The following is a 25207-nucleotide window of genomic DNA, read 5'->3' on the forward strand; positions in this document are numbered from 1 at the left end:
TCCGGGGACAGCACAAATATAGCTGGAATCTCGCGATACGCAAGATGGGCCGTGCGGATCGGCGCTCCGCCCAGGTCGCGCGATCAGGCGCCGGCGTCGGACGCGGCCTCCTCCAGTCTGCTCCGGAGCAAGCTGATCTCTTCTTGGAGCCGCGTGAGATGCTTTATGTCGAGGCCGGTGGCGGCGAGGATGCAGCCGGGGATGCGCTTCGCTTCCTCTTTCAAGGCCCGCCCCTGGTGCGTGAGGCGTACCCGCACCACGCGCTCGTCTTTGGTGTCGCGGGCGCGGGAGACGTGGCCCATGGCTTCCAGGCGCTTCAGCAGCGGCGTGAGCGTGCTTGATTCGAGGGAGAGCCGCCCGCCGAGGGCGCCCACCGTCTGGTCGTCCTGCTCCCACAGTGCCACCATCACGAGATATTGCGGATAGGTGAGGCCGATGGCCTCTAGCAGCGGCTTGTAGACGCGGTTGAAGGCGTGGCCCGCCGCATAGATGGCGAAGCACAGGAAGTTGTCCAAAGGCGGCAGGCCGGGCGCGGGTGTGCCGGCGGCCGGACCGGCGGGCGAGGGCATGTCGGCGGTCATGGTCGCTCCAGGCGCCGGCGGGAGGGGTGGTGGATCATGTCCTCGAAAATAAATAGCGCACGATCAAATCGCAAGCGCTTGACAATCCGGCTGGGTTGGAAGATGTATCGTGCACGATTTAATCGTAAGCGTCTCCCTGAGCGCTTGAGCGAGAGCCCACGAAAGGAAAAGCCATGTCCGTCAACGTCCTCTATCGCACCTCCGCGCGCGCCACCGGTGGCCGGGATGGCCAGTCCGGCACGCTGGATGGCAATCTCAATGTGAAGCTGGTTGTTCCCAAGGAGCTGGGCGGCCCCGGCGGGGAGGGCGTGAACCCCGAGCAGCTGTTCGCCACCGGCTATGCGGCCTGCTTCCTCGGTGCCATGAAGTTCGTGGCGTCCCAGGGCGGCGGCGCGAAGGTGCCGGCGGATGCGAGCGTTACCGCCACCGTGGGCATCGGCCCCCGCTCGGATGGCGGCGGCTTCGGGCTCGACATCGCCTTGGCGATCGACCTGCCGGGGGTGGAGAAGGCCGCCGCGCAGGCGCTCATCGAGAAGGCGCACATCGTGTGCCCCTACTCGAACGCGACCCGCGGCAATGTGAACGTGGCGCTCAGCCTGGTGTGACCTGTCTCGGGCCTGGAAAGGTGCCCGGCCCTGCGCCGGGCGCCGGCTCAGCCCGCCTCGCTGCGCAGGGCCATCTTCTCGCGACGGCGCTGGACGGAGGAGGGGATGTTCATGCCCTCCCGATACTTCGCTACCGTGCGGCGGGCGATGTCCACGCCCTCTTCCTTCAGCTTCTGCACCAGCGTGTCGTCGGAGAGGATGTCGGTCGGCGCCTCGGCCTCGATGAGGGTCTTGATGCGGTGGCGCACCGCCTCCGCCGAATGGGCCTCGCCCCCGCCGGAGGCGGAGATGGCCGAGGAAAAGAAGAACTTCATCTCCACCACGCCGCGCGGGGTGGAGATGTATTTGTTGGACGTGACGCGCGAGACGGTGGACTCATGCATGCCGATGGCGTCGGCGACCGTGCGCAGGTTCAGCGGCCGCAGGTGGCGCACGCCGTGCAGCAGGAAGGCATCCTGCTGGCGCACGATCTCGCTCGCCACCTTCAGGATGGTGCGCGCCCGCTGGTCCAGCGAGCGGGTGAGCCAGCTTGCGCTCTGCAGGCATTCAGCCAGGAAGCTCTTGTCCTCCGCCGATTTGGCCACCTTCGCCACGGTCGCGTGGTAGGTCTGGTTCACCAGCACCCGCGGCAGGGTCTCGGAGTTGAGCTCCACCAGCCAGGCGCCGTCCGGGCCGGGCCGCACATAGACGTCCGGCACCAGCGGGTGCACCACGCCCGAGCCGAAGGCGAGGCCGGGCTTGGGATCGAGCCGGCGGATCTCGCCGATCATGTCGGCGATGTCGGCGGCGTCCACGCCGCACACGCGTTTCAGCGCATTGCGGTCGTGCTTCGCCAGCAGCTCCAGGTTCTCGACCAGTGCCTGCATGGCGGGGTCGTAGCGGTCGCGTTCCCGAAGCTGGAGGGCGAGGCACTCGGCGAGGCTGCGCGCGCCGACGCCCGTGGGCTCGAAGCTCTGGATGAGCCTGAGCATATCCTCCACCTCATCGCGGCTGGCGGCGAGCTGCTCGGCCACCTGGTCGAGATCGCCGGCGAAGTAGCCGGTCTCGTCGATCAGCCCGATGAGATGCATGCCGATGAGCCGGCGGGCCGGATTTGCCTCTGCCACCGCGAGCTGGGCTTCCAGGTGGTCGGCAAGGGTGGTCTCAGCGGTGAGGAAGGCTTCGGGGTTGTAGTCCTCGCTCCGCTCGCCGCCGCCGCTGCCACTCCAGTCGGTGGAGGAGGAGGGGCCGGAGGGTGTCGTGGCCGCCGCGCGCTCGGCGGGGGCGTCGTCGGGGAACACATTGCCGAGATCGGTGTCGAGGCGGGTTTCCATCTCCGCCCGGCTCGGCTCCATGTCGCGCTCCATCCAGTCGCCGGACTGGGCGTCGCGGTCGCCGGCCGCGGGCTCGGGCGCTTCGATCTCCGGGCTTTCGGCCGGGCCGCCATCCTCGCTCGCCCGCTCCAGAAGCGGGTTGCGCTCCAGCTCGGCCTCCACATAGGCCACCAGCTCCATGTTGGAGAGCTGCAGCAGCTTGATGGCCTGCATCAGCTGCGGCGTCATCACCAAAGACTGGCTTTGCCGGAACTCGAGCTTGGGGGTCAGCGCCATCCGCGGCCCTCCCTGGCGTGAAGAGGGCGATGGATCACAGGCGGAACTCCTCGCCGAGGTAGAGCCGCCGCACGTCCGGGTTGGAGACGATGGAGTCGGGGTCGCCCTCCATCAGCACCGCGCCGGAATGGATGATGTAGGCACGGTCGATGAGGCCCAGCGTCTCGCGCACGTTGTGATCGGTGATGAGCACGCCGATGCCGCGGGTGGTGAGATGGCGCACCAGGGCCTGGATGTCGCCCACCGCGATGGGGTCGATGCCGGCGAAGGGCTCGTCCAGCAGCATGAAGGAGGGGCGGCTCGCCAGCGCGCGGGCGATCTCCACGCGTCGCCGCTCGCCGCCGGAAAGGGCGATGGAGGGCGACTTGCGCACGTGGGTGATCTTGAACTCCTCCAGGAGTTGCTCCATCTCCTCCTGCCGCTTGCGGCGGCTGGGCTCGGTCACCTCCAGCACGCCCATGATGTTGCCCTCCACCGTGAGGCCACGGAAGATGGAGGCCTCCTGGGGCAGGTAGCCGATGCCGAGCCGCGCCCGGCGGTACATGGGCATGGGCGTCACGTCGTGGCCGTCGAGCTCGATGCGGCCGGCGTCGGCCTTCACGAGGCCGGTGACCATGTAGAAGCAGGTGGTCTTGCCGGCGCCGTTGGGGCCGAGCAGCCCCACCGCCTCGCCCCGACGCACATACATGGAGACGTCGCGCACCACCTTGCGGCCGCCGTAGGTCTTGGCGAGGCCGTAGGCCGCGAGCGAGCCCGCTCCCGCACGGGCGTAGGGGTCGTCCGGCTCGTCATAGGGGGGCAGCGCGTCGTCTGTGAAGTCGTCGTCCCAGTCCTGCCCGGCGGGCAGGTGGGGTGCGCGTGTGGCAAAGCCTTCACCGGAATGGGCCGGCCCGGCCGCGGGCGCCGCGCGCCGCGCGGCCGTCTCCTGGGGGAAGAAGTGGTCGTCCAGCCCCTCGATGTCGTCGTCCAGCGCGGCGTCGTGGACGGCGCGCGGCTGAATCTTGCTGGTGCGGCGCTTCTCAGCGCCCCTGCCGAATAGGGAAAGGACGTTCAAGTCTACCTCCGGCCCACGGCCCCTAGGGAGTTAGGTTTAGAACGTCCGGGTCAGGGATGCAACGTTACATGCAAAAAATGGGCCGGGGAGGGGCGTGTGCGCCGCCGGGGGCGGTGAAGGCCCCGAGCCGGTGTGTCGCGGAAGTGTCGCATCCCGCCGCAACAAGCTGATCCGCCAGCCATGGCGGCTGGCGGGTGGCTGCGGCGGCCGGGCGCACCCCAGCCGGGTTCCGCCGCTTCCTTCTTCCCCGGTCAGCGTCTCTGCGCGGGGGCGGGCGCCGGCGGCGCCTGGTTCTTCAGGCTGCCGGGGACGATGAGGCTCTCCACGCGCCCGCCCTCGAAGCGCGACACGCCGGAGACGAGGTTCACCACCAGCTTCTGGCCGCGGATCACGTTCGGCCCCTGGGTGAGCACCACCGGCTTGCCGGTGAGGGTGACGGTGTTGGACTTCATCTCGAACACGCCGGTGTCGCCGGTGGCGGTCTGGTCCTTGGTGCGCACCACCACGCCGCCGGTGGCCTCCAGCTTGCGGATCTGCCCCTGTTTCATCTCGGAGCCCTGCTCCGGCGCCGCCACCGAGCCGTCGTAATAGACCTGGAGATCCTTGGAGTTCAGCGTGGTGTCGCCCTGCACCACCACCACGTTGCCGGAGAAGACCGCCACCTTGTCCTTGTCGCGCACTTCCAGCGAATCGGCGTTCACGCGCACCGGCTCGTCGCGGTTGCGGGCGAAGCCCTGCAGGGCGTTGGGCACGTTCTGCCCCTGTGCCAGCGCCGCGGCGTCCATCAGGAGCGCGCCGGCGACCAGCGCCGTCGTGGCCAGCATCAGCGCGCCGAGGGTGCGGCGGGTCGTCGAGATCATGGGTGGGGCACCGGTCGTGGAGAGGTGATGAGGGGCACGTTGTCGGCTTCCCCGCCTGCGGCCCCCGTGGGGGAGGGCGCGGGGTGGCTGGCGGCTGGCGGTTCGGGCGGGCGGGTCCTGGCGCGGGCGGCGGCGGCCTTGGCTTCCTCCGCCGCCTTCGCCTCCTTGGCCTCTTCGGCGCGGGCCTTGGAAATCTCGGAGAGACGGAAGTCGAGCTGCACGTTGCCCACGAACAGCGCCTTCTGGCCGCGGTCGGTCACCTTTAGCGAATCCGCCACCAGCTTGCCGTCGAGATAGGTGAACACCACCGGTTTCTGGCTGGTGATGGTGCCGGCCTTCACGTCCACGTCGGCGTTCTGGAGGTGGCCGCCATAGCCGCCCTTCATGGCGAGCTCCACCCCGTCGTCGAGCACAATGAACTGCTTCTTGGTGTCGAGGCTGCCCTTGTGCGCCTGCACCGTGGCCCAGCCGTTGTCGGCCATCTCCAGGCGGGCGTTGATGTCGGTGAGGTCGATGACGTCGGGCTGGGTGATGTCCTGCGTGGCCGTCTTGGCGGTGACCGAATAGCCGCGGTTGTCGTCGGTGAAGCCGGAAAGCTTGGGCAGCTCCATGGTGAGCCGTGAGCCGGAGAGGCTGAGCCGCCCGATCTCGAACGGCAGCTCGATCTTCACCTGGAGGCTGTTGACGAGCGCGCCGGCGCCGATCACCACCACCGCCGCCGCGACCGAAAGGGGCAGCAGCCGGCGGATCCAGCGCACGCGCGCGCTGTGGCGCTGCGCCCGGACGAAGTCGGGGGGCGGGGGCGGGGTGAAGGCGGAGGCCTCCGGCCTGTCGAGATCGCGTGGCGGCACGTGTCGGTTCATCTTCCCCTTCCGGCGGCAAGGTGAATTCCGGCCCGCGCCACAGGCCTCCGGCACAGGATCGACTACGGGACTGGACGCCCGCGCGCACCGGCAGCCCGCGCAACGCGTCGCCCCGCGTGCCGGGCGGCCAAATTGTCCGAAATGCGCGCCGCGCGCAAGGGCACCCGATAAGGCATTGCTGCAGCGCACATTTCGCTTCAGCTCGCGGTCAGGAGTGGGAGAAGATGTCCTCTTCCGCCCACCCGGCGATGTCGAGGGCGGCGCGCGCCGGCAGGAAGGCGAAGCAGGCCGCCGCGAGGGCGGTGCGCCCCTCGCGGGCCAGCATCTCCTCCAGCCGCGCCTTCAGCGCGTGCAGATGGAGCACGTCGGAGGCGGCATAGGTGAGCTGGGCGTCGGTGAGGTCTCCCGAGCCCCAGTCCGAGCTCTGCTGCTGCTTGGAGATGTCCACTCCGAGCAGCTCGCGCACCAGCTCCTTCAGGCCGTGGCGGTCGGTATAGGTGCGCACGAGGCGCGAGGCGATCTTGGTGCACCACACCGGCTGCGGCATCACCCGGAAGGTGTGCTGCAGGATGGCGATGTCGAACCGGCCGAAGTGGAACAGCTTGGTGACCGAGGGATCGGTGAGCAGCCGCACCAGGTTGGGCGCCGTCTGGGCGCTGGCGTCCTGGGGGATCTGCACGAGATCGGCGCTGCCGTCGCCGTTGGAGAGCTGCACCAGGCAGAGCCGGTCGCGGAAGGGGTTGAGCCCCATGGTCTCGGTGTCGATGGCGACCACGGGCGCGGCCACGAAGTCGGCGGGCAGGTCGCCCTGGTGCAGGCGGATGGTCATGGGCGGTGCGTTCTCGTTACCCGGAGGGTTCAAGGGAGGCGGCGCCCCGGTCCGGCGCGGCGTCGCCGACAGCTACGCGCGTGGCGGGTGGAAGCGCAAGCGAATGTCGCGGGCTTTCCGCTACCGTGCTAAGAGCGCGGCCGTGGTGCGCCGCGTCGGCGCGCCGCCGGCGCTTCCGCTCGGGCGGGGCCGCGCCGCGCCGGGCATTGCTGCGATTCGTCGCGGCGCCGCAGTGCCCGCCATTTTCGTCGTCTGCATCCCGCGCCGGCCGGCTTCGCCGCCGGACGGGGAGGGGCATCGTTGGTTTTCACGCGGCTCGGGCTGGGAGTTGACATGAAACGACTTGTGAATCCGTGCGGAGGCTGGGCGGGTCTCCTCACGCTGCTGGTGATCCTGTTTGCCGGAGCCGCCGAGCCGGCGCAGGCGCAGCCGGTGCCTCCGGGCAGCTACCTCTCCACGTGCCGCGACGTGCGCGTGCGCCACCACGGCCGCGACTTGCAGGCCATGTGCCCGACCCGCCGTGGTTTCTTCAACCCGACCACGCTCTCCGATTTCAACTCGTGCCGGGGCGACATCTCCAACCAGGACGGCAACCTGTGGTGCGAGCGCCGCCGCGGCCCGCCGCCCGGCGGCCCTGGCTTCGGCCCGGGCCCTGGCCCTGGTCCCCGTCCCGGTCCGGGCCCCGGCCCGCAGTCGGGCCCGATCCCACCCGGCCCCTACCTGCAGACCTGCCGCAACGTGCGCGTGATCGGCCTGTGGCTGGGCGCCGACTGCCGCGACATGAACGGCCGCTGGCGCGATGCGCGGCTCAACCTGCAGACCTGCGGGCCGCGCTCCAACATCGTGAACTTCAACGGCGCTCTGGTCTGCCGCTGAACGGAACCCAACGTGGAAAAGGGGGCGCTTGCGGCGCCCCCTTTTTTTGCTCGAGGATGTCCGCCGGCGCGACGATTACCGGCGCCGGATGCCGCGCACGTCGCGCACCGCGCCGCGGGCGGCGGAGGTGGTGAGCGCGGCATAGGCCTGCAGCGCCTGGGAAACGACACGCTTGCGGGTCTGCGGCTGCCAGGCGGCCTCGCCCTTGGCCTCCATGGCGGCGCGGCGGGTGGCCAGCACCTCGTCGCTCACCGCCACGCGCATGATGCGGTTGGGGATGTCGATCTCGATCATGTCCCCTTCCTCCACCAGCCCGATGGCGCCGCCTTCCGCCGCTTCCGGCGAGACGTGCCCGATGGACAGGCCCGAGGAGCCGCCGGAGAAGCGTCCGTCAGTGACCAGGGCGCAGGCTTTCCCCAGGCCCTTCGACTTCAGGTAGGAGGTGGGATAGAGCATTTCCTGCATGCCCGGCCCGCCGCGCGGACCCTCATAGCGGATCAGCACCACGTCGCCCGCCTGGATGCGCCCCGTGGAGAGGATGGCTTCCACGGCGGCATCCTGGCTCTCGAAGATGCGGGCCGGCCCCTTGAAGGTGAGGATGGAGGCATCCACACCGGCCGTCTTCACGATGCAGCCATCGAGCGCGATGTTGCCGAACAGCACCGCAAGGCCGCCGTCCCTGGAATAAGCGTGCTCGAGGTCGCGGATGACGCCTTTCTGCCGGTCCGTGTCCAGGGTGTCCCAGCGGCTCGCCTGGCTGAAGGCGACCTGGGTGGGAACGCCGCCGGGGGCCGCGCGATAGAAGGTGGTGACGCTCTCGGCCGTGGTGCGCTTCACGTCCCAGCGGTCGAGCGCGTCCTTCAGGCTCGGGGCGTGGACGGTGGGCAGCTCGGTGTGGATGAGGCCCGCGCGGTCGAGCTCGCCCATGATGCCCATGATGCCGCCGGCCCGGTGCACATCCTCCATGTGGATGTCGGCCACGGCGGGGGCGACCTTGCACAGCACCGGCACCTTGCGCGAGAGGCGGTCGATGTCGGCCATGGTGAAGGGCACCTCGCCCTCGTTGGCGGCGGCGAGCAGGTGCAGTACCGTGTTGGTGGAGCCGCCCATGGAGATGTCGAGGGTCATGGCGTTCTCGAACGCCTTGAAGGTGGCGATGGAGCGCGGCAGCACGCTTGCATCGTCCTGCTCGTAATAGCGGCGGGCAAGGTCCACCACGAGGTGGCCGGCTTCCACGAACAGGCGCTTGCGATCGGCATGGGTGGCGAGGATGGAGCCATTGCCCGGCAGCGACAGGCCCAGCGCCTCGGTCAGGCAGTTCATGGAATTGGCGGTGAACATGCCCGAGCACGACCCGCAGGTGGGGCAGGCGGAGCGCTCCATCACCTGCACGTCGGCATCGGACACCTTGTCGTCCGCGGCCGCGATCATGGCGTCGATCAGGTCCACCTTCTTCGGCCCGGTGGAGAGCAGCACCTTGCCCGCCTCCATGGGCCCGCCGGAAACGAACACGGCGGGAATGTTGAGGCGCAGCGCCGCCATCAGCATGCCCGGGGTGATCTTGTCGCAATTGGAAATGCACACCATGGCGTCGGCGCAATGGGCGTTCACCATGTATTCCACGCTATCGGCGATGATCTCGCGCGAGGGCAGGGAATAGAGCATGCCATCATGGCCCATGGCGATGCCGTCATCCACTGCGATGGTGTTGAACTCCTTGGCGACGCCGCCCGCCTTCTCGATCTCGTGCGCGACGAGCTGGCCGAGATCCTTCAGGTGCACATGGCCGGGCACGAACTGGGTGAAGGAATTCACCACGGCGATGATGGGCTTGCCGAAGTCCGCGTCCTTCATGCCTGTGGCGCGCCACAGGCCGCGGGCGCCGGCCATGTTGCGGCCGTGGGTGGAGGTGCGGGAGCGGTATTGGGGCATCTTCCTCTTCGCCTTCTCGTGCGGGACTTTTCGCGTGGCCGCCTGGGGCGCCCTGGGGTCGCCGACACCTTCGTGCGCGACCGGCGCTCCAGGCGCAAGATTGTGCCGGCTGTCTTAGAGCGAATTCGGGCGAAGTGAAATCATTTCAAAACGCCCGCCGCCGTGGGTGTTACGGCGGCGGGTCAGCTTCCGGCGCGGTCCAGGCGCGCATGGGCGCATGGTCCCGGCCCCGCGCGGCGGCGGAAAGGCCGTAGTGGGCGGCGAGCCGGTCGAGGGCGAGCCCCAGCACCACCTTGGCGGTGCGGGCGGGCCAGCGCCGGTCGCCCTCCACCTCCTCCAGCCCCTTCAGGAAGCAGCAGACGTCCACCAGCACGCCGGACAGCTCCGGCCCCACGGCGCCGAGCGCGCGGTCGAACCGGGATTTGGCCGTGAGCACCATGTCGGTGAACGCCTCCGGCCCTCCGCCGGCGCCGGGCGTCGGTTCCCAGCGGCTGGTGACGCGGGGCGTGAGGTTGGCGCGGGTGAAATCGGCGCGCAGGCGTTCGCCGGCGGCGAGCTGTGCCGCGTCCACCAGCGGGCGGCCGTCCCGTCCGGCGCGGCGGGCGAGCCAGGTGAGGGGGCTTTCCGAGAGGTTGCGCAGGGGCTTGGCGGTTGCGGCCGGCCGCGTCACGCGGGGGCGGTTGGAAGCGGGGCGCGCCATGGGCTCAGCGCTCCGCAGCCCAGCGCAGGCAGGTTTCCAGCGCAGTGACGTGCTGGTCGAACCCGGCCTCGTCGCGTTGGTCCTCGATGCGCCGGCAGGCGTAGGCCACCGTGGTCCGGTCGCGCCCGAAGGTGCGCGCCACCTCCGCTTGCGAGAGGCCCAGCACCACGTGGGCGAGGTACATGGCGAGCTGGCGCGCGGCGGCCACCTGGGCCGGGGAGCGGTGGAGCGCCAGCAGGTGCACCACCTCCACGCCTGCAGCGGCACAGACCAGCGCGATGGTGATCCTTGCCCGTACATCGGGTTCCCGGCGCTCGGGCGGCAAGGTGCGGTGGACAATGGGGGTATCCCCCCCGCGTGCGGGAAGGGGGGACGGCGCATCGGTGTGGGACATCGCAACCTCGTGGATGTAGGTTTATAATCCTACACTCATCATGCCGCGTTGCAAAGCCGAGGGGACGGCATCTTCCGCGCGAGGGCGCCCTCAAGAATGGGTTAATCTATTACAATATCGCGTAATTCCAGCCACGTGAGACATCAGGCCTGCGGCGTTGTAATAGGATTTTATCCCCATATCCCGCGCATGCCCTCACCCTGGTGGTGTTCGGCGGCAGGGGAAGGATGCGATGGAGAGCAAGCGGCGCGCGGGGCGCATCAGGGCGTTTCGCTGCGAGGAGGCGGAGGCGCAGGTGGAGCGGCGGCTGGCGGCGCTGGCCCTGCTTTTCACGGATCCAGGGGACATCGAGCGCGCGCTGCGGGACGCGCGGCGGGCCGGGCGCACGGGCGCCCTCCATTATGATCCCGCCCGTCATGCCGCCCTTGCGCGTTTGTGGAGGGCGCAGGGCGCGGGTATCGCGGGGGCTGTGACGGGCGATCGCGAAGGAGAGCGTGGCCTGGGCCGGCGTGGCGCCGGATGCGGGCCGCATGCGGAAGGTGGCGCGGATGCACGGCACGCTGCCATGCCCACGGGGCCGGGGGAAAAGGGGGGCGGCATGCTCCGCCCCCGCAGGCGGCCGGGCGCCGGGCCCGGCCACGAGGATGGCAGGCGGCCTCAGAGCCCTTCGAACAGGGCCGTGGAGAGGTAGCGCTCGGCGAAGGAGGGGACGATGGCGACGATGGTCTTGCCGGCGAGCTCCTCCCGTCCCGCGATCTCCAGCGCGGCGGCGATGGCGGCGCCGGAGGAGATGCCGCCGGGAATGCCCTCGTAGCGGGCGAGCGCGCGGGCGGTGTCGAAGGCGGTCTGGTTGCCCACCGTCACCACCTCGTCGATGATGGAGCGGTCGAGCACGTCGGGGACGAAGCCGGCGCCAATGCCCTGGATTTTGTGCGGGCCGGGCGCGCCGCCGGACAGCACCGGAGAATCCTCGGGCTCCACCGCGACGATGCGGACCGAGGGCTTGTAGGCCTTCAGCACCTGGCCGATGCCGGTGATGGTGCCGCCGGTGCCGACGCCGGCCACCACCACGTCCACCTTGCCCTCGGTGTCGTTCCAGATCTCTTCGGCAGTGGTGTGCCGGTGCACCTCGGGGTTGGCCTTGTTCTTGAACTGCTGGGGCATCACCGCCTTGGGCAGCTCCTGGATGAGCTGCTCGGCCTTGGCCACGGCGCCCTTCATGCCCAGGTTGGCGGGGGTGAGCACCAGCTCGGCGCCGAGCAGGGCCACCATCTTGCGGCGCTCCATCGACATGCTCTCCGGCATCACCAGGATGAGGCGGTAGCCGCGCGCCGCCGCCACGAAAGCGAGCGCGATGCCGGTGTTGCCGGAGGTGGGCTCCACCAGCACGGTGTCGGCGTCCAGCACGCCTTCCTTCTCCATCGCCTCGATCATGGCGACGCCGATGCGGTCCTTCACGCTGTTGATGGGGTTGAAGAACTCCAGCTTGGCGAGGATGTCCGCCCGGGCGCCGCGCAGCTGCGGCAGGCGCTTCAGGCGCACCAGGGGCGTATTGCCGATGATCTCGGTGATGGAATCATAGACCACGCCGCGGCCGGGGCGCGGGAGCTTGGCGGGAATGACTTTGGCGGATTCGGCCATGGTCGGCTCCTGGATTGGTCAATGTTGGGGCCTCGCGCGGGGTGCGGCGGGCCCTTTAGAAAGTTCAGATGGTGAAATCGATGTCGGTGCGGTCGGGCCCATGCCCCGTGTGGTCGGCGGCGCGGCAGAGATCCTCGAGGGTCACGGCGTCGAGGGCGGTGTCGAAGGTGGTCTCGGCGGAGGCGACGGCCGGCTGCACCACGTCGGTCACGAGGGGCGGCAGGATGATCTCGTTTTCTTCCTCGGCGCCCTCGACGACGCGCACGATCTCCGCCACCGACACGCGCCGGCGCTCGCGCGCCAGCTCGTAGCCCCCGCGCGGACCGCGCACGCCCTTCAGCACACCGGCATGAACCAGGGCCTGGAGCACCGGCTCCAGCCGCCGGGGCGGCAGGCCGTGCCGGGCGGCGAGGGCCTTGGCGGCGACCGGAGTCCCGCGCGCATGCACGGCGACATCCACCACGGCGGCGATGGCCAGAAGGCTCTTGTCGGATAAGCGCGGCATTTCCGTGTGGCTATCTCTCAATCACGCGCCGGAAAGCCCTGTTGATCCAAAACCACCGACGCCGCGTGCACTTTCCACTAATTCTCCGGATTCTGCCAGCATTATTTGCGTCACCGGCGCCACCACCAGCTGGGCGATGCGCATGCCGCGCGTGAAGGCGAACGGCTCGGGCCCCAGGTTGATGAGGATCACCTTCACCTCGCCGCGATAGTCCCAGTCGATGGTGCCGGGGCTGTTGAGCACGGTGATGCCGTGCTTCAGCGCGAGGCCGGAGCGCGGCCGCACCTGGCCCTCGTAGCCTTCGGGCAAGGCGAGGGCGAAGCCGGTGGGCACGGCGGCGATGGCGCCGGGCACGAGGACGAGCGGCGCGTCCTCCGCCACCGCGCTCGGCAGGTCGAGGCCGGCGGCGCCGGCGGTGGCGTAGGCCGGCAGGGGCAGGCCGGCGCCGTGGGGCAGGCGCACGATGGGGACGACGGGCCGGCTCATGCCTTGTCCTCCGCCGCCGGGAGCGTCTGCGCGATGCGCGCCACCAGGCGGGCGGCCACCTCGGCCTTGGAGGCGGGCGGCCAGTGCTCCACTCCATCCGCGCTCACGATGTGCACGGTGTTGCTGTCGCCGCCCATGATGCCGGTGGCGGGGGAGACGTCGTTGGCGACGATCCAGTCGCAGCCCTTGCGGGCGCGCTTGGCCTCGGCATGGGCGATGACCGCCTGCGTCTCCGCCGCGAAGCCCACCACAAGGCGCGGCCTCAGGGTGGGGTGGCGCGAGATCGTGGCGAGGATGTCGGGATTTTCCACCAGGGTCAGGACGGGCGGGCCGCCGCCGTCCTTCTTGATCTTCTGCTCTGCCGCGCCGGCCACCCGCCAGTCGGCGACGGCGGCGGCGAAGACGGCCGCATCCGCCGGCAGCTCGGCCTCCACCGCGTCCAGCATCTCGCGCGCGCTTTCCACATGGATCACCCGCACTCCTGCAGGGTCCATGGCCTCGGCGGGGCCGCTGACGAGCACCACCTCGGCACCCGCGCGCGCGGCCGCCGCGGCGATGGCGTGCCCCTGCTTGCCGGACGAGCGGTTGGCGATGTAGCGCACGGGATCGATGGGCTCGTGGGTGGGGCCGGAGGTGACGAGCAGGCGTCGTCCGGCGAGCGGCCGTCCGGCGCCGTCCGCCTGCGCGAGGTGTTCGGCGATGGCGTCGAGGATCTCCATGGGCTCGGCCATGCGGCCTTCGCCGAACTCGCCGCGCTCCGCCATGGCGCCCGCGTTCGGCCCGACCACGCCGATGCCGTCACCGCGCAGGGTGGCGAGGTTGCGCCGGGTGGCGGGGTGCGCCCACATGCGCGGGTTCATGGCGGGGGCGACCAGCACCGGCTTGTCGGTGGCCAGCAGGGCGGTGGAGGCGAGGTCGTCGGCGAGGCCGCCCGCCATCTTGGCCAGGAGGTCCGCCGTGGCCGGGGCGACCACCACGAGGTCCGCCTCCCGAGAGAGCCGGATGTGGCCGATGTCGTGCTCGGCGGTGAGGTCGAACAGGTCGCAGAACACCCGCTCGCCGGTGAGCGCGCCCACCGAGAGGGGGGTGACGAATTGTTGCGCCGCCGGCGTGAGGATGGCCCGCACCTGCGCGCCGCGCTCTTTCAGGCGGCGGATGAGGTCGAGGCACTTGTAGGCGGCGATCCCGCCACCGATGATAAGGAGAATGCGCTGCTCGGCGAGCATCGGCGGGCTCCGGAATGGCCACGGGAACGCCGCCCCGCCTCGGCGGCAAGGCGGCCCGAAGGCATATAGCGCGGGTGCCTCTCCTGCGCGAGCGCGGCTGCCGCTTGAGGGTGGCATCAGCCGGCGGGGGCGAGCGACCCGCGGCTTCCGGCGGTGGCGTGCCGCTTAGAAAGTTGACAGGACTTGGTCTTTTGCGTCCGTTATCAGGGCGTATTGCGTCGTGAGGCGGGGGCGAGCATGGTGCAGGAGAACGCGACCGATGAGCCACGCCTCACGGCCTTCGGTGGCGAATTCAAGGAGCGGGCGGTGGAAGCCGCCTTCCGTGCCGACCGGCTCGACGTGGCCAAGGGCCACGCGCGGCTGCTGTTCGCCTTGTCGGCGGTGCTCAATGCCTTCTTCCTGCTGAGCGACTGGCGATTCGAGGGCACCGCGCACTTCGAGGTGGCGCTCTCGGCGCGCTTCAGCGTCATCTTTATTTCCCTGTTTTGCCTCGTGGCCGGGCATCTGGCCCGCCGGGTGCGGGAACTCGACGCGGTGGAGACCCTCTGGCAATGGGTCGCGGGCGCAGGGGTGGCGGTGCTCGTGGGCACGCGCAGCGAGTTGGCGCTGTTCGTGGTCGTGCTTCTGCCCACGATATATTATCTCACCGTGCCGCTGCCCTTCTGGCTGTGCGTGTTCAACGGGGTCGGAGTCAGCGCGCTGCTGCTGGCGGGCTTCGTGGACCTGGCCGAGCCCTGGCGCCTGTCGGCGGGCCTCGCGGTGGCGGTGGCGACGCTGAACGCCGCCATGATGATCGTGGTCTCGCGGGCCAACAGGCTGGACCGGCTGCAATGGGCGGCGGTGATGGCCGGGAAGCGGGCCAATGCGCGCCTGCGCGAGAGCGAGAACCTGCTGGAGAAGACCTTCCAGGCGGTGCCCGTGCCGCTGGTGGCGAGCACGCTCGCGGACGGCCGCGTGCTGAAGTGCAACGAGGCCGCCCTGCGCTTCTACGGCATCTCGCGGGACGCTGCCCTGCGGGTGAAGACCACCGACATCTATCTTTCTCCTCACGAGCGGGCGCTGCTCCTGCAACGCCTCCAGGAGGAGGGGGCGGTGACTGACTTCTCCACCGCCATCCGCCTTGCGGACGGGGGCCGGCGCGACGTGCTGCTGGCCGCCTCGCGGGTGGAGTTCGGCGGAGAGCCGGGCATGGTGGCGGCGGTGATCGACATCACCGAGCGGGCGGCGGTGGAGCAGCAGGTGCGCTACGCGGCGACCCACGATTCGCTCACCGGCCTGCCCAACCGCGCCGCCTTCCACGCGCGGCTGGAGGCGGCCTTCGGCACGCGGCGGCCGGCGGAGGGCGTCTGCCTGCTGCTCATCGACCTCGACGGGCTGAAGGACGTCAACGATTCGCTTGGCCATGACGCCGGCGACATGGTGCTTGCGGAGACCGCGCAGCGGCTCGCCGCGCTGACCGATGGGCTTGGCACCGTCGCGCGGCTTGGCGGCGACGAATTCGTGGTGCTGCTGGTGGCGCCGGAGGCTATGGAGGCCGGCCGGCGGCTGGCGCAGCGCGTGCTTGCCGACCTCAGGCGGCCGCTGATGCTCCAGGGGCGCCAGCTCTCCACCCGCGCCAGCGTGGGCATCGCGGCCTGCCCGGAGCACGACTGCACCTATGGCGAGCTGATGAAGGACGCGGACCTCGCTCTCTACGCCGCCAAGCAGCAGGGCCGCAACCGGCTGATGATCTATGCGCCCGGCATGCGGCAGGCGGTGCAGGAGCGTGTGACCCTGCTGCGCGACATCGCCGCCGCGCTGGCCGAGGACCAGATAGAGCCATTCTACCAGCCAAAGGTGTGCCTCTCCACCGGGCGGCTGGCGGGGTTCGAGGCGCTGGTGCGCTGGCGCCGTTCCGATCATGTGGTGCTGGCCCCGGCCGCGTTCGAGCTCGCGCTCATGGACCGGGAGATGGCGGTGATGATCGGCGAGCGGATGGTGCGCCGGGTCACCAGCGATGTGCGCGGCTGGATCGAGGCGGGCTACGACTGCGGCCGCGTCGCCATCAACCTCTCGGCGGCGGAGTTCACCCACCGTGACCTCGGCGAGACGCTGCTGCGCCAGTTCCACGCCGCCGGCGTGGAGCCCGAACGGTTCGATGTCGAGATCACCGAAACCGTCTTCCTCGGTCGCAATTCCGACCATGTGGCGCCGATCCTCGATGAACTCTACCGCGCGGGGGTGCGGGTGGCGCTGGACGACTTCGGCACCGGATACGCCGCGCTCATCCATCTGAAGCAGCTGCCCATCGACACCATCAAGATCGACCGCGGGTTCGTGAAGGACATCGAACAGGACGCCTTCGACACCGCCATCGTCTGTGCGGTGATTGAGCTCGGCCGCAATCTCGGCATGCGGGTGGTGGCGGAGGGGGTGGAAACCGCGGGCCAGGCCCGGTTCCTGCGCGAGCGGGGCTGCCAGTTCGCCCAGGGCTTCCTGTTCTTTCGGCCGCTGCCGAGCCAGGACGTGCCGGCCCTGCTGCGGGCCGAGAACGCGCAGGCCGCGAAGGCGCGGCTCGATCTCTTCATGTGAGCGGCGGAACGGGGCGGGCTCCTGCGGGTCCTGAGGTTGCTTGCATCTATTGATTGAATGCTTGCCGCTCCCGGTTGTTTCTGCGCGGCCGCCGGCCGAGGTCGGCGCGCGTGAAGACGAGTGGTGTACAGAGATATTCTGGCGGACTCCTTGGTCTCCTTATTTCTTGTAAGGAAACAAATTATACTTATGGCGATCTGCGCGATGTCGCGGATGTGACCAGAAGTACATTCCGCCGCAGGGGCTGCATTCCGCCTGATATCGCAGATACTTATTGAGGCATGCCTATCAAATAGGCAACTTTGCCTGCAGGTTGTGCACGACATCAGAATAAATCTAACTCAAAATGTCGCTAAACAGACAAAGATAACGGGGGGCGGTCCGAGGTGACGGAGACAACACCATGGCCATTGAAGAAGCGGTTCACCCGGAAGCAGCTCATCTGGACGCGGTGCATCCACAGCACGATGCCGCGTCCGCGCACATGCCTCTTGTGTCGTTGAGCGACGTCGCGCTCACGGGAATCTACGAGATCTCGAAGATCCTGACGGGGCCGAACCGCCTGGAAACGACGCTGTCGAGCGTGGTGAACCTGCTTTCTTCCTTCCTGCAGATGCGCCATGGCGTCATTTCATTGCTCGAGGATGATGGCATTCCTGACATCACCGTGGGTGTCGGCTGGAACGAGGGAACGGATGCGCGCTATCGCGCCCGCCTGCCGGAGAAGGCCATCGGCCAGGTCATCGCCACGGCGGTGCCGCTGATCGCCGAGAACGTGGCGAGCCATCCCGCCTTCAGCGCCGCTGATGCGGAGGCGCTCGGCGCCAGCGCGGACAGCCGCGTCTCCTTCATCGGCGTGCCCATCCGCGTCGCCTCGCGGGTGATCGGCACCCTGACCATCGACCGCGTGTGGGACGGGCGTTCCGTGTTCCGCCTCGATTCGGACGTGCGCTTCCTCACCATGGTGGCGAACCTCATCGGCCAGACCGTGCAGCTGCACCGCGTGGTTTCGCGCGACCGCGAGCGACTGATGGCGGAGAGCGGGCGGCTGCAGAAAGAACTGCTGGAGCTGAAGCCGACCACCCGCGAACGGCGCAAGGTGTTCGTGGACGGCATCGTGGGCGAGAGCCCGGAGATCCGGGCGCTGCTGGAGAAGATCACCATCGTCGCCAAGTCCCATTCGCCAGTGCTTTTGCGCGGCGAATCCGGTACCGGCAAGGAGCTGATCGCCAAGGCGATCCACGAGCTTTCGAACCGGGCCAAGGGGCCCTTCATCAAGCTCAACTGCGCGGCGCTGCCGGAATCGGTACTGGAATCCGAGCTGTTCGGCCATGAAAAGGGCGCCTTCACCGGCGCCGTGGGGGCCCGCAAGGGCCGCTTCGAGCTGGCCGACAAGGGCACGCTCTTCCTGGACGAGATCGGCGAGATCTCGCCCGCCTTCCAGGCCAAGCTGCTGCGCGTGCTGCAGGAGCAGGAGTTCGAGCGGGTCGGCGGCAGCCATACCCTCAAGGTGAATGTGCGGGTGGTCGCCGCCACCAACCGGAACCTCGAGGAGGCGGTGGCGCGCAACGAGTTCCGCGCCGATCTCTACTACCGCATCTCGGTGATCCCGGTGCTGGTGCCCTCGCTGCGCGACCGGCGCAGCGATATTCCCCTGCTCGCCAACGAGTTCCTGGAGCGTTTCAACCGCGAGAATGGGCGCGACCTGCTGTTCGGGCGCGACGCCCTGGAGGTTCTCACGCACTGCGGTTTCCCGGGCAACGTGCGCGAGCTGGAGAACTGCGTGCAGCGCACCGCCACCCTCGCCCAGGGCGATGCCATCCACCGCGATGACTTCGCCTGTCGCCACAACGAGTGCCTTTCGGCCCTGCTATGGCGCAATCCGGCGGAGGCGGGGCCCCACCACCGGGGCGTGGACATTCCGCTGCCGGTAGTCGCCGCGCCGCCGCCCGCCGCGGCCAGTGAGGCGGCGAATTCCAACATGGCGCCGCGCACGCCTCCGGCCATGCCCGTCGCCCTGCCGCCGGCCTCCTCGGTGGCGGTGGCGCGGCCCCTGGGCGAGGAGGATGACCCCTCCGAGCGCGAGCGGCTGGTGGATGCCATGGAGCGGGCCGGCTGGGTGCAGGCCAAGGCCGCCCGCCTGCTGGGCCTCACCCCCCGGCAGATCGGCTACGCGCTGAAGAAGCATGGCGTGGAGATCAAGCGCTTCTGAGCGCCGCGCAAGGGCATTTGAGAAGGCCGGTGGGTTGTCCTGCCGGCCTTCTTTTTTCCTCCACCTCCGCAATTGCGTATGATTTGCAATAGTTTGGCGGCCTCCGGAATGTGTGGCAGGTGTCGCACTCGCGACACGGTGTCGGGTGCCCGACAGCGTCATGGGCCCGCTTCCGGGAAAATACGGATTGCAGATCAAGGGATTGTGGTCTGGCACGGCGCTTGAAAGGGGAGCTTGCCTGCCATCATCTGCACATGCGGAGCTAGCCCATGGCCTACAAGATCATTACCTCTCAATGCACCGTGTGCGGCGCTTGCGAGTTCGAGTGCCCCAACGCCGCCATCAGCCTGAAGCGCGACACCTACGTGATCGACCCCAAGAAGTGCACCGAGTGCGAGGGGAGCTACGACACCCCCCAGTGCGCCGTGGTGTGCCCGGTGGAGAACACCTGCGTTCCGGCCTGACGGCCTCGTCGGCCCGTGGGCCGGCCGGCGTCGGGGGTTTCCGCGGCGCTTTTGTTCTGCCCATCGACGGCGCGGGCCTTCCCTTACGGGTGTGGTGCCGCGCGTCGCCCGGGCTTCCGGCAGCCCGGCGGCGACCCCTGCCGGCTGCCGGCCGGGGCGGGGATACGTCCCCGACCGCAAGCGGGGGCCGAGCGCCGACGGGCTTCGGTCCAAGAGCGGGCTTCGGTCCGGAAGTTCATAGCCGATGCCCGGAGCGGGCCGCGTCGACCCATCCGGTCTGCGTCCGCTGCCCTCCGGGTCCGAACACGGTGCGCCAGGCTTGGGTGCGCGTAACGCCGGGAATTTGAACGGAGGACGACATGGCGGCCGTACAGGAAACAGTCGAACAGGTTCGCTCCATCGACGTCGACCAGTACAAATACGGCTTCGAGACCCAGATCGAATCCGAAAAGGCCCCGAAGGGCCTTTCCGAGGATGTCATTCGCTTCATCTCCGCCAAGAAGGAAGAGCCGGAGTGGATGCTGGAGTGGCGGCTCGACGCCTATCGCCGGTGGCTCAACATGGCCGAGCCCACCTGGGCGCGCGTGGACTTCCCGCAGATCGACTTCCAGGATCTCTATTATTACGCTGCACCGAAGCAGTTCAAGGCACCCAAGTCCCTGGACGAGGTCGATCCCGAGATCCTGAAGACCTATGAGAAGCTCGGCATCCCGCTGCGCGAGCAGGAGATTCTCGCCGGCGTCGAGATTCCCGAGGGTGAGCGGCCGAGGATCGCGGTGGACGCTGTGTTCGACAGCGTCTCCGTCGCCACCACCTTCAAGGCGGAGCTGAAGGCGGCGGGCGTCATCTTCATGCCCATTTCCGAGGCGCTGCGCGAGCATCCCGATCTGGTCCGGAAGTATCTGGGCTCCGTGGTGCCCACCACCGACAACTTCTATGCCACGCTCAATTCCGCGGTGTTCTCGGACGGGTCCTTTGTCTACATCCCGCCGGGCGTACGCTGCCCCATGGAATTGTCCACCTACTTCCGCATCAACGAGAAGAACACCGGACAGTTCGAGCGCACCCTCATCGTCGCCGACAAGGGCTCCTACGTGTCCTATCTCGAGGGCTGCACGGCGCCCATGCGCGACGAGAACCAGCTTCACGCCGCGGTGGTCGAGCTGGTGGTGATGGACGATGCGGAGATCAAGTATTCGACGGTGCAGAACTGGTACCCTGGCGACGCCGAGGGCAGGGGCGGCATCTACAATTTCGTGACCAAGCGCGGTGACTGCCGCGGCAGGAACTCCAAGATTTCCTGGACCCAGGTGGAGACCGGCTCGGCCATCACCTGGAAGTATCCGAGCTGCGTGCTGCGCGGGGAGGGCTCCTCGGGTGAGTTCTACTCCATCGCCATCTCCAACGGCCGCCAGCAGGTCGACAGCGGCACCAAGATGATCCACCTGGGGAAGAACACCACCAGCCGCATCATCTCCAAGGGCATTTCGGCGGGCCGTTCCAACAACACCTATCGCGGCCTCGTTTCCGCGCACCGCAAGGCGGAGGGCGCGCGCAACTTCACCAACTGCGACTCGCTGCTGATCGGCGACCAGTGCGGCGCCCACACCGTGCCCTATATCGAGGCCAAGAACCCCAAGGCCCAGTTCGAGCACGAAGCGACCACCTCCAAGATCTCCGAGGACATGCTGTTCTACTGCATGCAGCGCGGCCTTTCCCAGGAGGATGCCGTGGCCCTGGTGGTGAACGGTTTCGTGCGCGACGTGCTCCAGCAACTGCCCATGGAGTTCGCCGTGGAGGCGCAGAAGCTGATCTCCATCAGCCTCGAAGGCAGTGTCGGCTGAGGCCGCCCGACGACATCTTGAACCAGAGGATCCGTGCCATGACCCCCTTGCTGGAAATCCGCGATCTTCATGCCGAGATCACCGGCGGTCGAAAGATCATCAACGGCATGAACCTCACCATCAATCCCGGCGAGGTCCATGCCATCATGGGGCCGAACGGGGCGGGTAAGTCCACGCTGTCCTACGTGCTCTCGGGCAAGCCGGGCTACGAGGTCACGGGCGGGGAAGTGATCTTCCGGGGCGTGAACCTGCTGGATCTGACCCCCGACCAGCGCGCCGCGCAGGGCCTGTTCCTGTGCTTCCAGTATCCGCTGGAGATCCCCGGCGTCTCGAACATGGCGTTCCTGCACACGGCGGCGAACAGCCAGCGCAAGCAGCGCGGCGAGCCGGAGCTGACTTCCCCCGAGCTGGTGCGCAAGGTCCGCGAGCTGGGCAAGAAGCTCGGCATCGACACCGACATGCTGAAGCGCCCGGTGAACGTGGGCTTCTCCGGCGGCGAGAAGAAGCGCAACGAAACCCTGCAGATGATGCTGCTGGAGCCCTACCTGAGCATTCTCGACGAGGCGGACTCCGGCCTCGACATAGACGCGCTGAAGGTGGTCTCCAACGGCGTGAACCTGATGCGCTCGCCCGAGCGCTCCATGCTGGTCATCACCCATTACCAGCGCCTGCTCGACTATATCGTGCCGGATGTGGTGCACGTGTTCGCGGCCGGCCGCATCGTCCATACCGGCGGCAAGGAGCTCGCGCTGGAGCTCGAGGCCACCGGCTACGCTCAGTACCAGAACGAAGCGGCGTGAACGCCATGGCCGCCGAAGTCCGCCTCATGAAGACCGCCGCGGAGCTGGCCCTGGCCGATGCCTTCGCCGCCGTGAAATCCACCCTGCCGGGCGACGCGACCGTCGCCGCCCGGCGCACCGCCGCCTTCGAGACCTTCGCGAGCACGGGCCTGCCCCACCGCCGCGTGGAAAGCTGGCACTACACGGACCTGCGCGCTCTCGTGCGCGAGGCGCCGCCCCTGGCGCCGGCCCCCGCCGCCGAAGCGCTGGCCCGCGCGGTCGCCGCCTGTCCCATGCTGGCCGGCATCGATGCGCGCCGGCTCTATGTGGTGGATGGCGCCTTTGCGCCCGATATCTCCGATCTCGCGGGCCTGGAGCCCGGCCTGTCCGTCACTTCGCTTGCCACGGCGCTGGCGGCGGGAGGCGAGCTGGTGTCTCAGATCGGCCGGACCGTGCCGAGTGACGACGCCGCTCTCGCTCTCAACACCGCCTTCATGGGCGACGGTCTGGTGATCGCGCTGGCCGATGGCGCCAGCCTGTCGCGGCCGCTGCACCTCGTGTTCGTCACCAGCGGCACGGCGCCCACCGCCACCTTCACCCGCTCGCTGGTGGTGATGGGCAAGGGCTCTTCGGCGCTGGTCATCGAGAGCCACGAGGGGCCGCAGGGCGCCGCCTATCAGGTCAACACCGCGCTGGAGGCGGTGGTGGGCGAGGGGGCGAGCCTGGAGCGCCTGAAGATCACCGCCGAGGGCGCAGAGGCGCTCCACATTTCCACTCTGCTGGCCCGGGTGGCTGGCGGGGCGAAGCTCGCGAACGCGAATTTCACCGTGGGCGGCGCCATCATCCGCAACCAGATGATGGTGCAGCTCGACGGCGAGCAGATCGACGCGAGCCTTTCGGGCGTGAGCCTGCTGGCGGGCAAGCAGCACGCGGACACCACGCTGGTGGTGGAGCATAACGCCCCCAACGGCCAGAGCCGGGAGCAGTTCCGCGCCGTGGTGGATGAGAGCGCCCGCGATATCTTCCAGGGCCGCATCTCGGTGCGCCCCGGCGCGCAGAAGACCGACGCGCGCATGATGAGCCGCGCGCTGCTGCTTTCCGACACGGCGGAATCCGACAACAAGCCGGAGCTGGAGATCTTCGCGGACGACGTGCAGTGCGGCCACGGCTGCACCACCGGCTCCCTCGACCAGCAGCTCAAGTTCTACATGATGGCCCGCGGTATTCCGGAGAAGGAGGTCGAGGCGCTCCTGATCCAGGCTTTCGTGGGCGAGGTGATTGATGCTATCGGTCATGAAGGGGTGCGCGCCGCCCTGACCGACGCCACCCGGAACTGGCTCATCGAGCGGAAGTGAGATCCATGCATCCCGCTGTGACCAACGGCGGCTACGACGTCATGCGGGTGCGCGAGGATTTTCCCATCCTCGGCATCCAGGTGAACGGCAAGCCCCTCGTCTATCTCGACAACGGTGCGTCGGCCCAGAAGCCCCAGGCGGTGCTGGACCGGATGAACCAGGTGTACACGGCCGAATATGCCAACGTGCATCGGGGCCTGCACTATCTCGCCAATGCGGCGACCGAGGCCTATGAGGGCGGCCGCGAACGCGTTGCCCGCTTCCTCAATGCCCGCCGCAACGAGGAGATCATCTTCACCCGCAACGCCACCGAAGCCATCAACCTGGTGGCGGCCAGCTACGGGCGCACCCACATCAACGAGGGTGACGAGATCGTGATCTCCATTATGGAGCATCACGCCAACATCGTGCCCTGGCACTTCCTGCGCGAGAGCAAGGGTGCCGTCATCAAATGGGCACCGGTGGACGACGAGGGCAACTTCCTGCTCGACGAGTTCGAGAAGCTGCTCACGGACCGCACCAAGATCGTCGCCATCACCCAGATGTCCAACGTGCTCGGCACGACGGTCCCGGTGAAGGAGGTGACCCGTATCGCCCACGCGCGCGGTATTCCCGTGCTGGTGGACGGCTCCCAGGGTGCGGTGCATCTCGACGTGGACGTGCAGGACATCGACTGCGACTTTTACGTCATCACCGGTCACAAGCTTTATGGCCCCACGGGCATCGGCGCGCTCTACGGCAAGTATGAGGTGCTGGAGGGCATGCCGCCCTTCATGGGCGGCGGGGAAATGATCCGCGAGGTGCATCTCGACACCGTCACCTATGGCGACCCGCCCCACCGTTTCGAGGCCGGCACCCCCGCCATCGTGGAGGCGGCAGGCCTGGGCGCGGCGCTGGACTATATCCAGTCCATCGGCAAGGAACGCATCCGCGCCCACGAGCAGGACCTGCTGGGCTACGCCATGGAGCGGCTGCGCGAGCTGAACTCTATCCGCATCATCGGCACGGCGAAGGAGAAGGGCGCCATCATCTCGTTCGAGATGAAGGGGGCCCACGCCCACGACTTCGCCACCCTGATCGACCACGACGGCATTGCGGTGCGCGCTGGCACCCATTGCGCCATGCCGCTCATGGACCGTTTCGGCGTCACCGCCACGTGCCGGGCCTCGTTCGGGCTCTACAACACGCGCGAGGAGGTGGACCGTTTCGTCCAGGCCTTGAAGAAGGCGGAAAGCCTCTTCGGCTGATGACGACCACGCCGGCGCCCAGCGCCGGCGTTTTTGTTTTGGCGGCGTCGCTCCTCGCTCGTGGAGGCCGTGGCGGCCGAGTTTCTCGTGGGGCATTCAGGCCCTGCCGCGCGGCGCTTCGCCTCCGTCTTCATTTCCCCTTTCTTCCGCGCCGCGTGCGCCCAGGCGATGCGGCGCGAGCCGCGGCGGGCGGATCATCCCGCTGCCCCGTGCGCGGGCCGCGCTCACGGTATCGTCGTGACGCTGCGCGCATCGCCCCAAGGGCGCGCGCCGGGGCATGTTTCATTTCGAACAGTGGCTTCGGGCGATGTTGGGCCCCATCGGCCTGTGTCGGGTTCTGAACACGCCCCCGTCTTCCCGACACGCACTGCTATCTCTCTACATTTGAATAGTTTTTGACTGCGCGGCCCGCTGGCACGCTCGTTGCAATCCCCTTCTCGGGCAACAGGTTGCAGGCTTTGTGGGCTGCCAGGGAGCCTGGTCCGCATCTGCGCCGAGGCGCTGAGTGCAAGGGGTGCGCCCGGGCAACGGGGGCGCATCGGAGCAACCGCGGCAATCGCCCTCGGGCGTTCGCCGAAACCGGTGAAGTTCATT

The 25207-nt window shown here is 68.6% G+C and carries 23 protein-coding genes; 10 read left to right on the forward strand and 13 right to left on the reverse strand.

Going from position 1 to position 25207, the window contains the following annotated elements; translation table 11 throughout:
* Positions 1-83 precede the first annotated feature (83 nt).
* Positions 84-569, reverse strand: coding sequence for a MarR family winged helix-turn-helix transcriptional regulator (locus V5F61_RS16125; RefSeq protein WP_393989519.1), 486 nt, complete (start codon positions 567-569; stop codon positions 84-86).
* 185 nt (positions 570-754) lie between these two features.
* Here V5F61_RS16125 and V5F61_RS16130 point away from each other — a divergent pair, with 185 nt between their 5' ends.
* Positions 755-1186: an organic hydroperoxide resistance protein gene (locus V5F61_RS16130; RefSeq protein WP_393989496.1), complete on the forward strand. Its 432-nt coding sequence runs from the start codon at positions 755-757 to the stop codon at positions 1184-1186.
* Between the two features lie 47 nt (positions 1187-1233).
* Here V5F61_RS16130 and rpoN read toward each other — a convergent pair whose 3' ends face one another.
* From rpoN to V5F61_RS16155, 5 genes are all read right to left on the reverse strand, one after another.
* Positions 1234-2775: an RNA polymerase factor sigma-54 gene (gene rpoN / locus V5F61_RS16135; protein WP_393989497.1), complete on the reverse strand. Its 1542-nt coding sequence runs from the start codon at positions 2773-2775 to the stop codon at positions 1234-1236.
* A gap of 34 nt (positions 2776-2809) precedes the next feature.
* Positions 2810-3829, reverse strand: a complete 1020-nt coding sequence (gene lptB, locus V5F61_RS16140; RefSeq protein WP_393989498.1) for an LPS export ABC transporter ATP-binding protein — start codon at positions 3827-3829, stop codon at positions 2810-2812.
* 251 nt (positions 3830-4080) lie between these two features.
* The gene (locus V5F61_RS16145) at positions 4081-4689 is read right to left on the reverse strand and encodes an LptA/OstA family protein (RefSeq protein ID WP_393989499.1); all 609 of its coding nucleotides are present in this window, start codon (positions 4687-4689) and stop codon (positions 4081-4083) included.
* The gene (lptC, locus tag V5F61_RS16150) at positions 4686-5552 is read right to left on the reverse strand and encodes an LPS export ABC transporter periplasmic protein LptC (RefSeq protein WP_393989500.1); all 867 of its coding nucleotides are present in this window, start codon (positions 5550-5552) and stop codon (positions 4686-4688) included. The genes V5F61_RS16145 and lptC overlap by 4 nt, the downstream gene beginning before the upstream one ends.
* A gap of 208 nt (positions 5553-5760) precedes the next feature.
* Positions 5761-6381, reverse strand: a complete 621-nt coding sequence (locus V5F61_RS16155; protein WP_393989501.1) for a ribonuclease D — start codon at positions 6379-6381, stop codon at positions 5761-5763.
* Between V5F61_RS16155 and V5F61_RS16160 the strand changes: the two genes are divergently transcribed.
* Positions 6380-6718, forward strand: coding sequence for a hypothetical protein (locus V5F61_RS16160; protein ID WP_393989502.1), 339 nt, complete (start codon positions 6380-6382; stop codon positions 6716-6718). The genes V5F61_RS16155 and V5F61_RS16160 overlap by 2 nt on opposite strands.
* Positions 6715-7257 carry a hypothetical protein gene (locus tag V5F61_RS16165; protein ID WP_393989503.1) on the forward strand — a complete coding sequence of 181 codons (543 nt, stop codon included), beginning with the start codon at positions 6715-6717 and terminating at the stop codon, positions 7255-7257. The genes V5F61_RS16160 and V5F61_RS16165 overlap by 4 nt, the downstream gene beginning before the upstream one ends.
* A gap of 75 nt (positions 7258-7332) precedes the next feature.
* Here the strand turns inward: V5F61_RS16165 and ilvD are convergent, their stop codons facing one another.
* From ilvD to coaBC, 7 genes are all read right to left on the reverse strand, one after another.
* Entirely contained in the window at positions 7333-9189 is a 1857-nt protein-coding gene (ilvD, locus tag V5F61_RS16170; RefSeq protein WP_393989504.1) for a dihydroxy-acid dehydratase, read from the reverse strand.
* Positions 9190-9358: 169 nt separating this feature from the next.
* Positions 9359-9889, reverse strand: a complete 531-nt coding sequence (locus tag V5F61_RS16175) for a DUF6456 domain-containing protein (RefSeq protein ID WP_393989505.1) — start codon at positions 9887-9889, stop codon at positions 9359-9361.
* 4 nt (positions 9890-9893) lie between these two features.
* The gene (locus V5F61_RS16180) at positions 9894-10283 is read right to left on the reverse strand and encodes a helix-turn-helix domain-containing protein (protein ID WP_393989506.1); all 390 of its coding nucleotides are present in this window, start codon (positions 10281-10283) and stop codon (positions 9894-9896) included.
* A gap of 657 nt (positions 10284-10940) precedes the next feature.
* Positions 10941-11924: a cysteine synthase A gene (gene cysK, locus V5F61_RS16185; protein WP_393989507.1), complete on the reverse strand. Its 984-nt coding sequence runs from the start codon at positions 11922-11924 to the stop codon at positions 10941-10943.
* Positions 11925-11988: 64 nt separating this feature from the next.
* Positions 11989-12429: an RrF2 family transcriptional regulator gene (locus tag V5F61_RS16190; protein WP_393989508.1), complete on the reverse strand. Its 441-nt coding sequence runs from the start codon at positions 12427-12429 to the stop codon at positions 11989-11991.
* A gap of 21 nt (positions 12430-12450) precedes the next feature.
* Positions 12451-12915 carry a dUTP diphosphatase gene (gene dut / locus V5F61_RS16195; RefSeq protein WP_393989509.1) on the reverse strand — a complete coding sequence of 155 codons (465 nt, stop codon included), beginning with the start codon at positions 12913-12915 and terminating at the stop codon, positions 12451-12453.
* The gene (gene coaBC, locus V5F61_RS16200) at positions 12912-14141 is read right to left on the reverse strand and encodes a bifunctional phosphopantothenoylcysteine decarboxylase/phosphopantothenate--cysteine ligase CoaBC (RefSeq protein WP_393989510.1); all 1230 of its coding nucleotides are present in this window, start codon (positions 14139-14141) and stop codon (positions 12912-12914) included. Before coaBC ends, dut begins: the two co-directional genes overlap by 4 nt.
* 237 nt (positions 14142-14378) lie before the next feature.
* Here coaBC and V5F61_RS16205 point away from each other — a divergent pair, with 237 nt between their 5' ends.
* The 7 genes from V5F61_RS16205 (at position 14379) to V5F61_RS16235 (ending at position 24613) form a co-directional block, all read left to right on the forward strand.
* Positions 14379-16712, forward strand: a complete 2334-nt coding sequence (locus V5F61_RS16205) for a putative bifunctional diguanylate cyclase/phosphodiesterase (RefSeq protein WP_393989511.1) — start codon at positions 14379-14381, stop codon at positions 16710-16712.
* 484 nt (positions 16713-17196) lie between these two features.
* Positions 17197-18924: a nif-specific transcriptional activator NifA gene (gene nifA / locus V5F61_RS16210; protein WP_393989520.1), complete on the forward strand. Its 1728-nt coding sequence runs from the start codon at positions 17197-17199 to the stop codon at positions 18922-18924.
* A gap of 269 nt (positions 18925-19193) precedes the next feature.
* Complete coding sequence (locus V5F61_RS16215; RefSeq protein WP_393989512.1) at positions 19194-19388, forward strand: 4Fe-4S binding protein; 195 nt, start codon at positions 19194-19196, stop codon at positions 19386-19388.
* 359 nt (positions 19389-19747) lie between these two features.
* Positions 19748-21232 carry a Fe-S cluster assembly protein SufB gene (gene sufB, locus V5F61_RS16220; RefSeq protein WP_393989513.1) on the forward strand — a complete coding sequence of 495 codons (1485 nt, stop codon included), beginning with the start codon at positions 19748-19750 and terminating at the stop codon, positions 21230-21232.
* Positions 21233-21270: 38 nt separating this feature from the next.
* Positions 21271-22032: a Fe-S cluster assembly ATPase SufC gene (sufC, locus tag V5F61_RS16225; protein WP_393989514.1), complete on the forward strand. Its 762-nt coding sequence runs from the start codon at positions 21271-21273 to the stop codon at positions 22030-22032.
* Between the two features lie 5 nt (positions 22033-22037).
* Positions 22038-23366, forward strand: a complete 1329-nt coding sequence (gene sufD / locus V5F61_RS16230) for a Fe-S cluster assembly protein SufD (RefSeq protein ID WP_393989515.1) — start codon at positions 22038-22040, stop codon at positions 23364-23366.
* Between the two features lie 5 nt (positions 23367-23371).
* On the forward strand, positions 23372-24613 hold the full coding sequence (locus V5F61_RS16235; RefSeq protein ID WP_393989516.1) for a cysteine desulfurase: 1242 nt from the start codon (positions 23372-23374) through the stop codon (positions 24611-24613).
* Positions 24614-25207 lie beyond the last annotated feature (594 nt).

The organism is Xanthobacter sediminis (genome assembly GCF_043195015.1).
GTDB lineage: Bacteria > Pseudomonadota > Alphaproteobacteria > Rhizobiales > Xanthobacteraceae > Xanthobacter.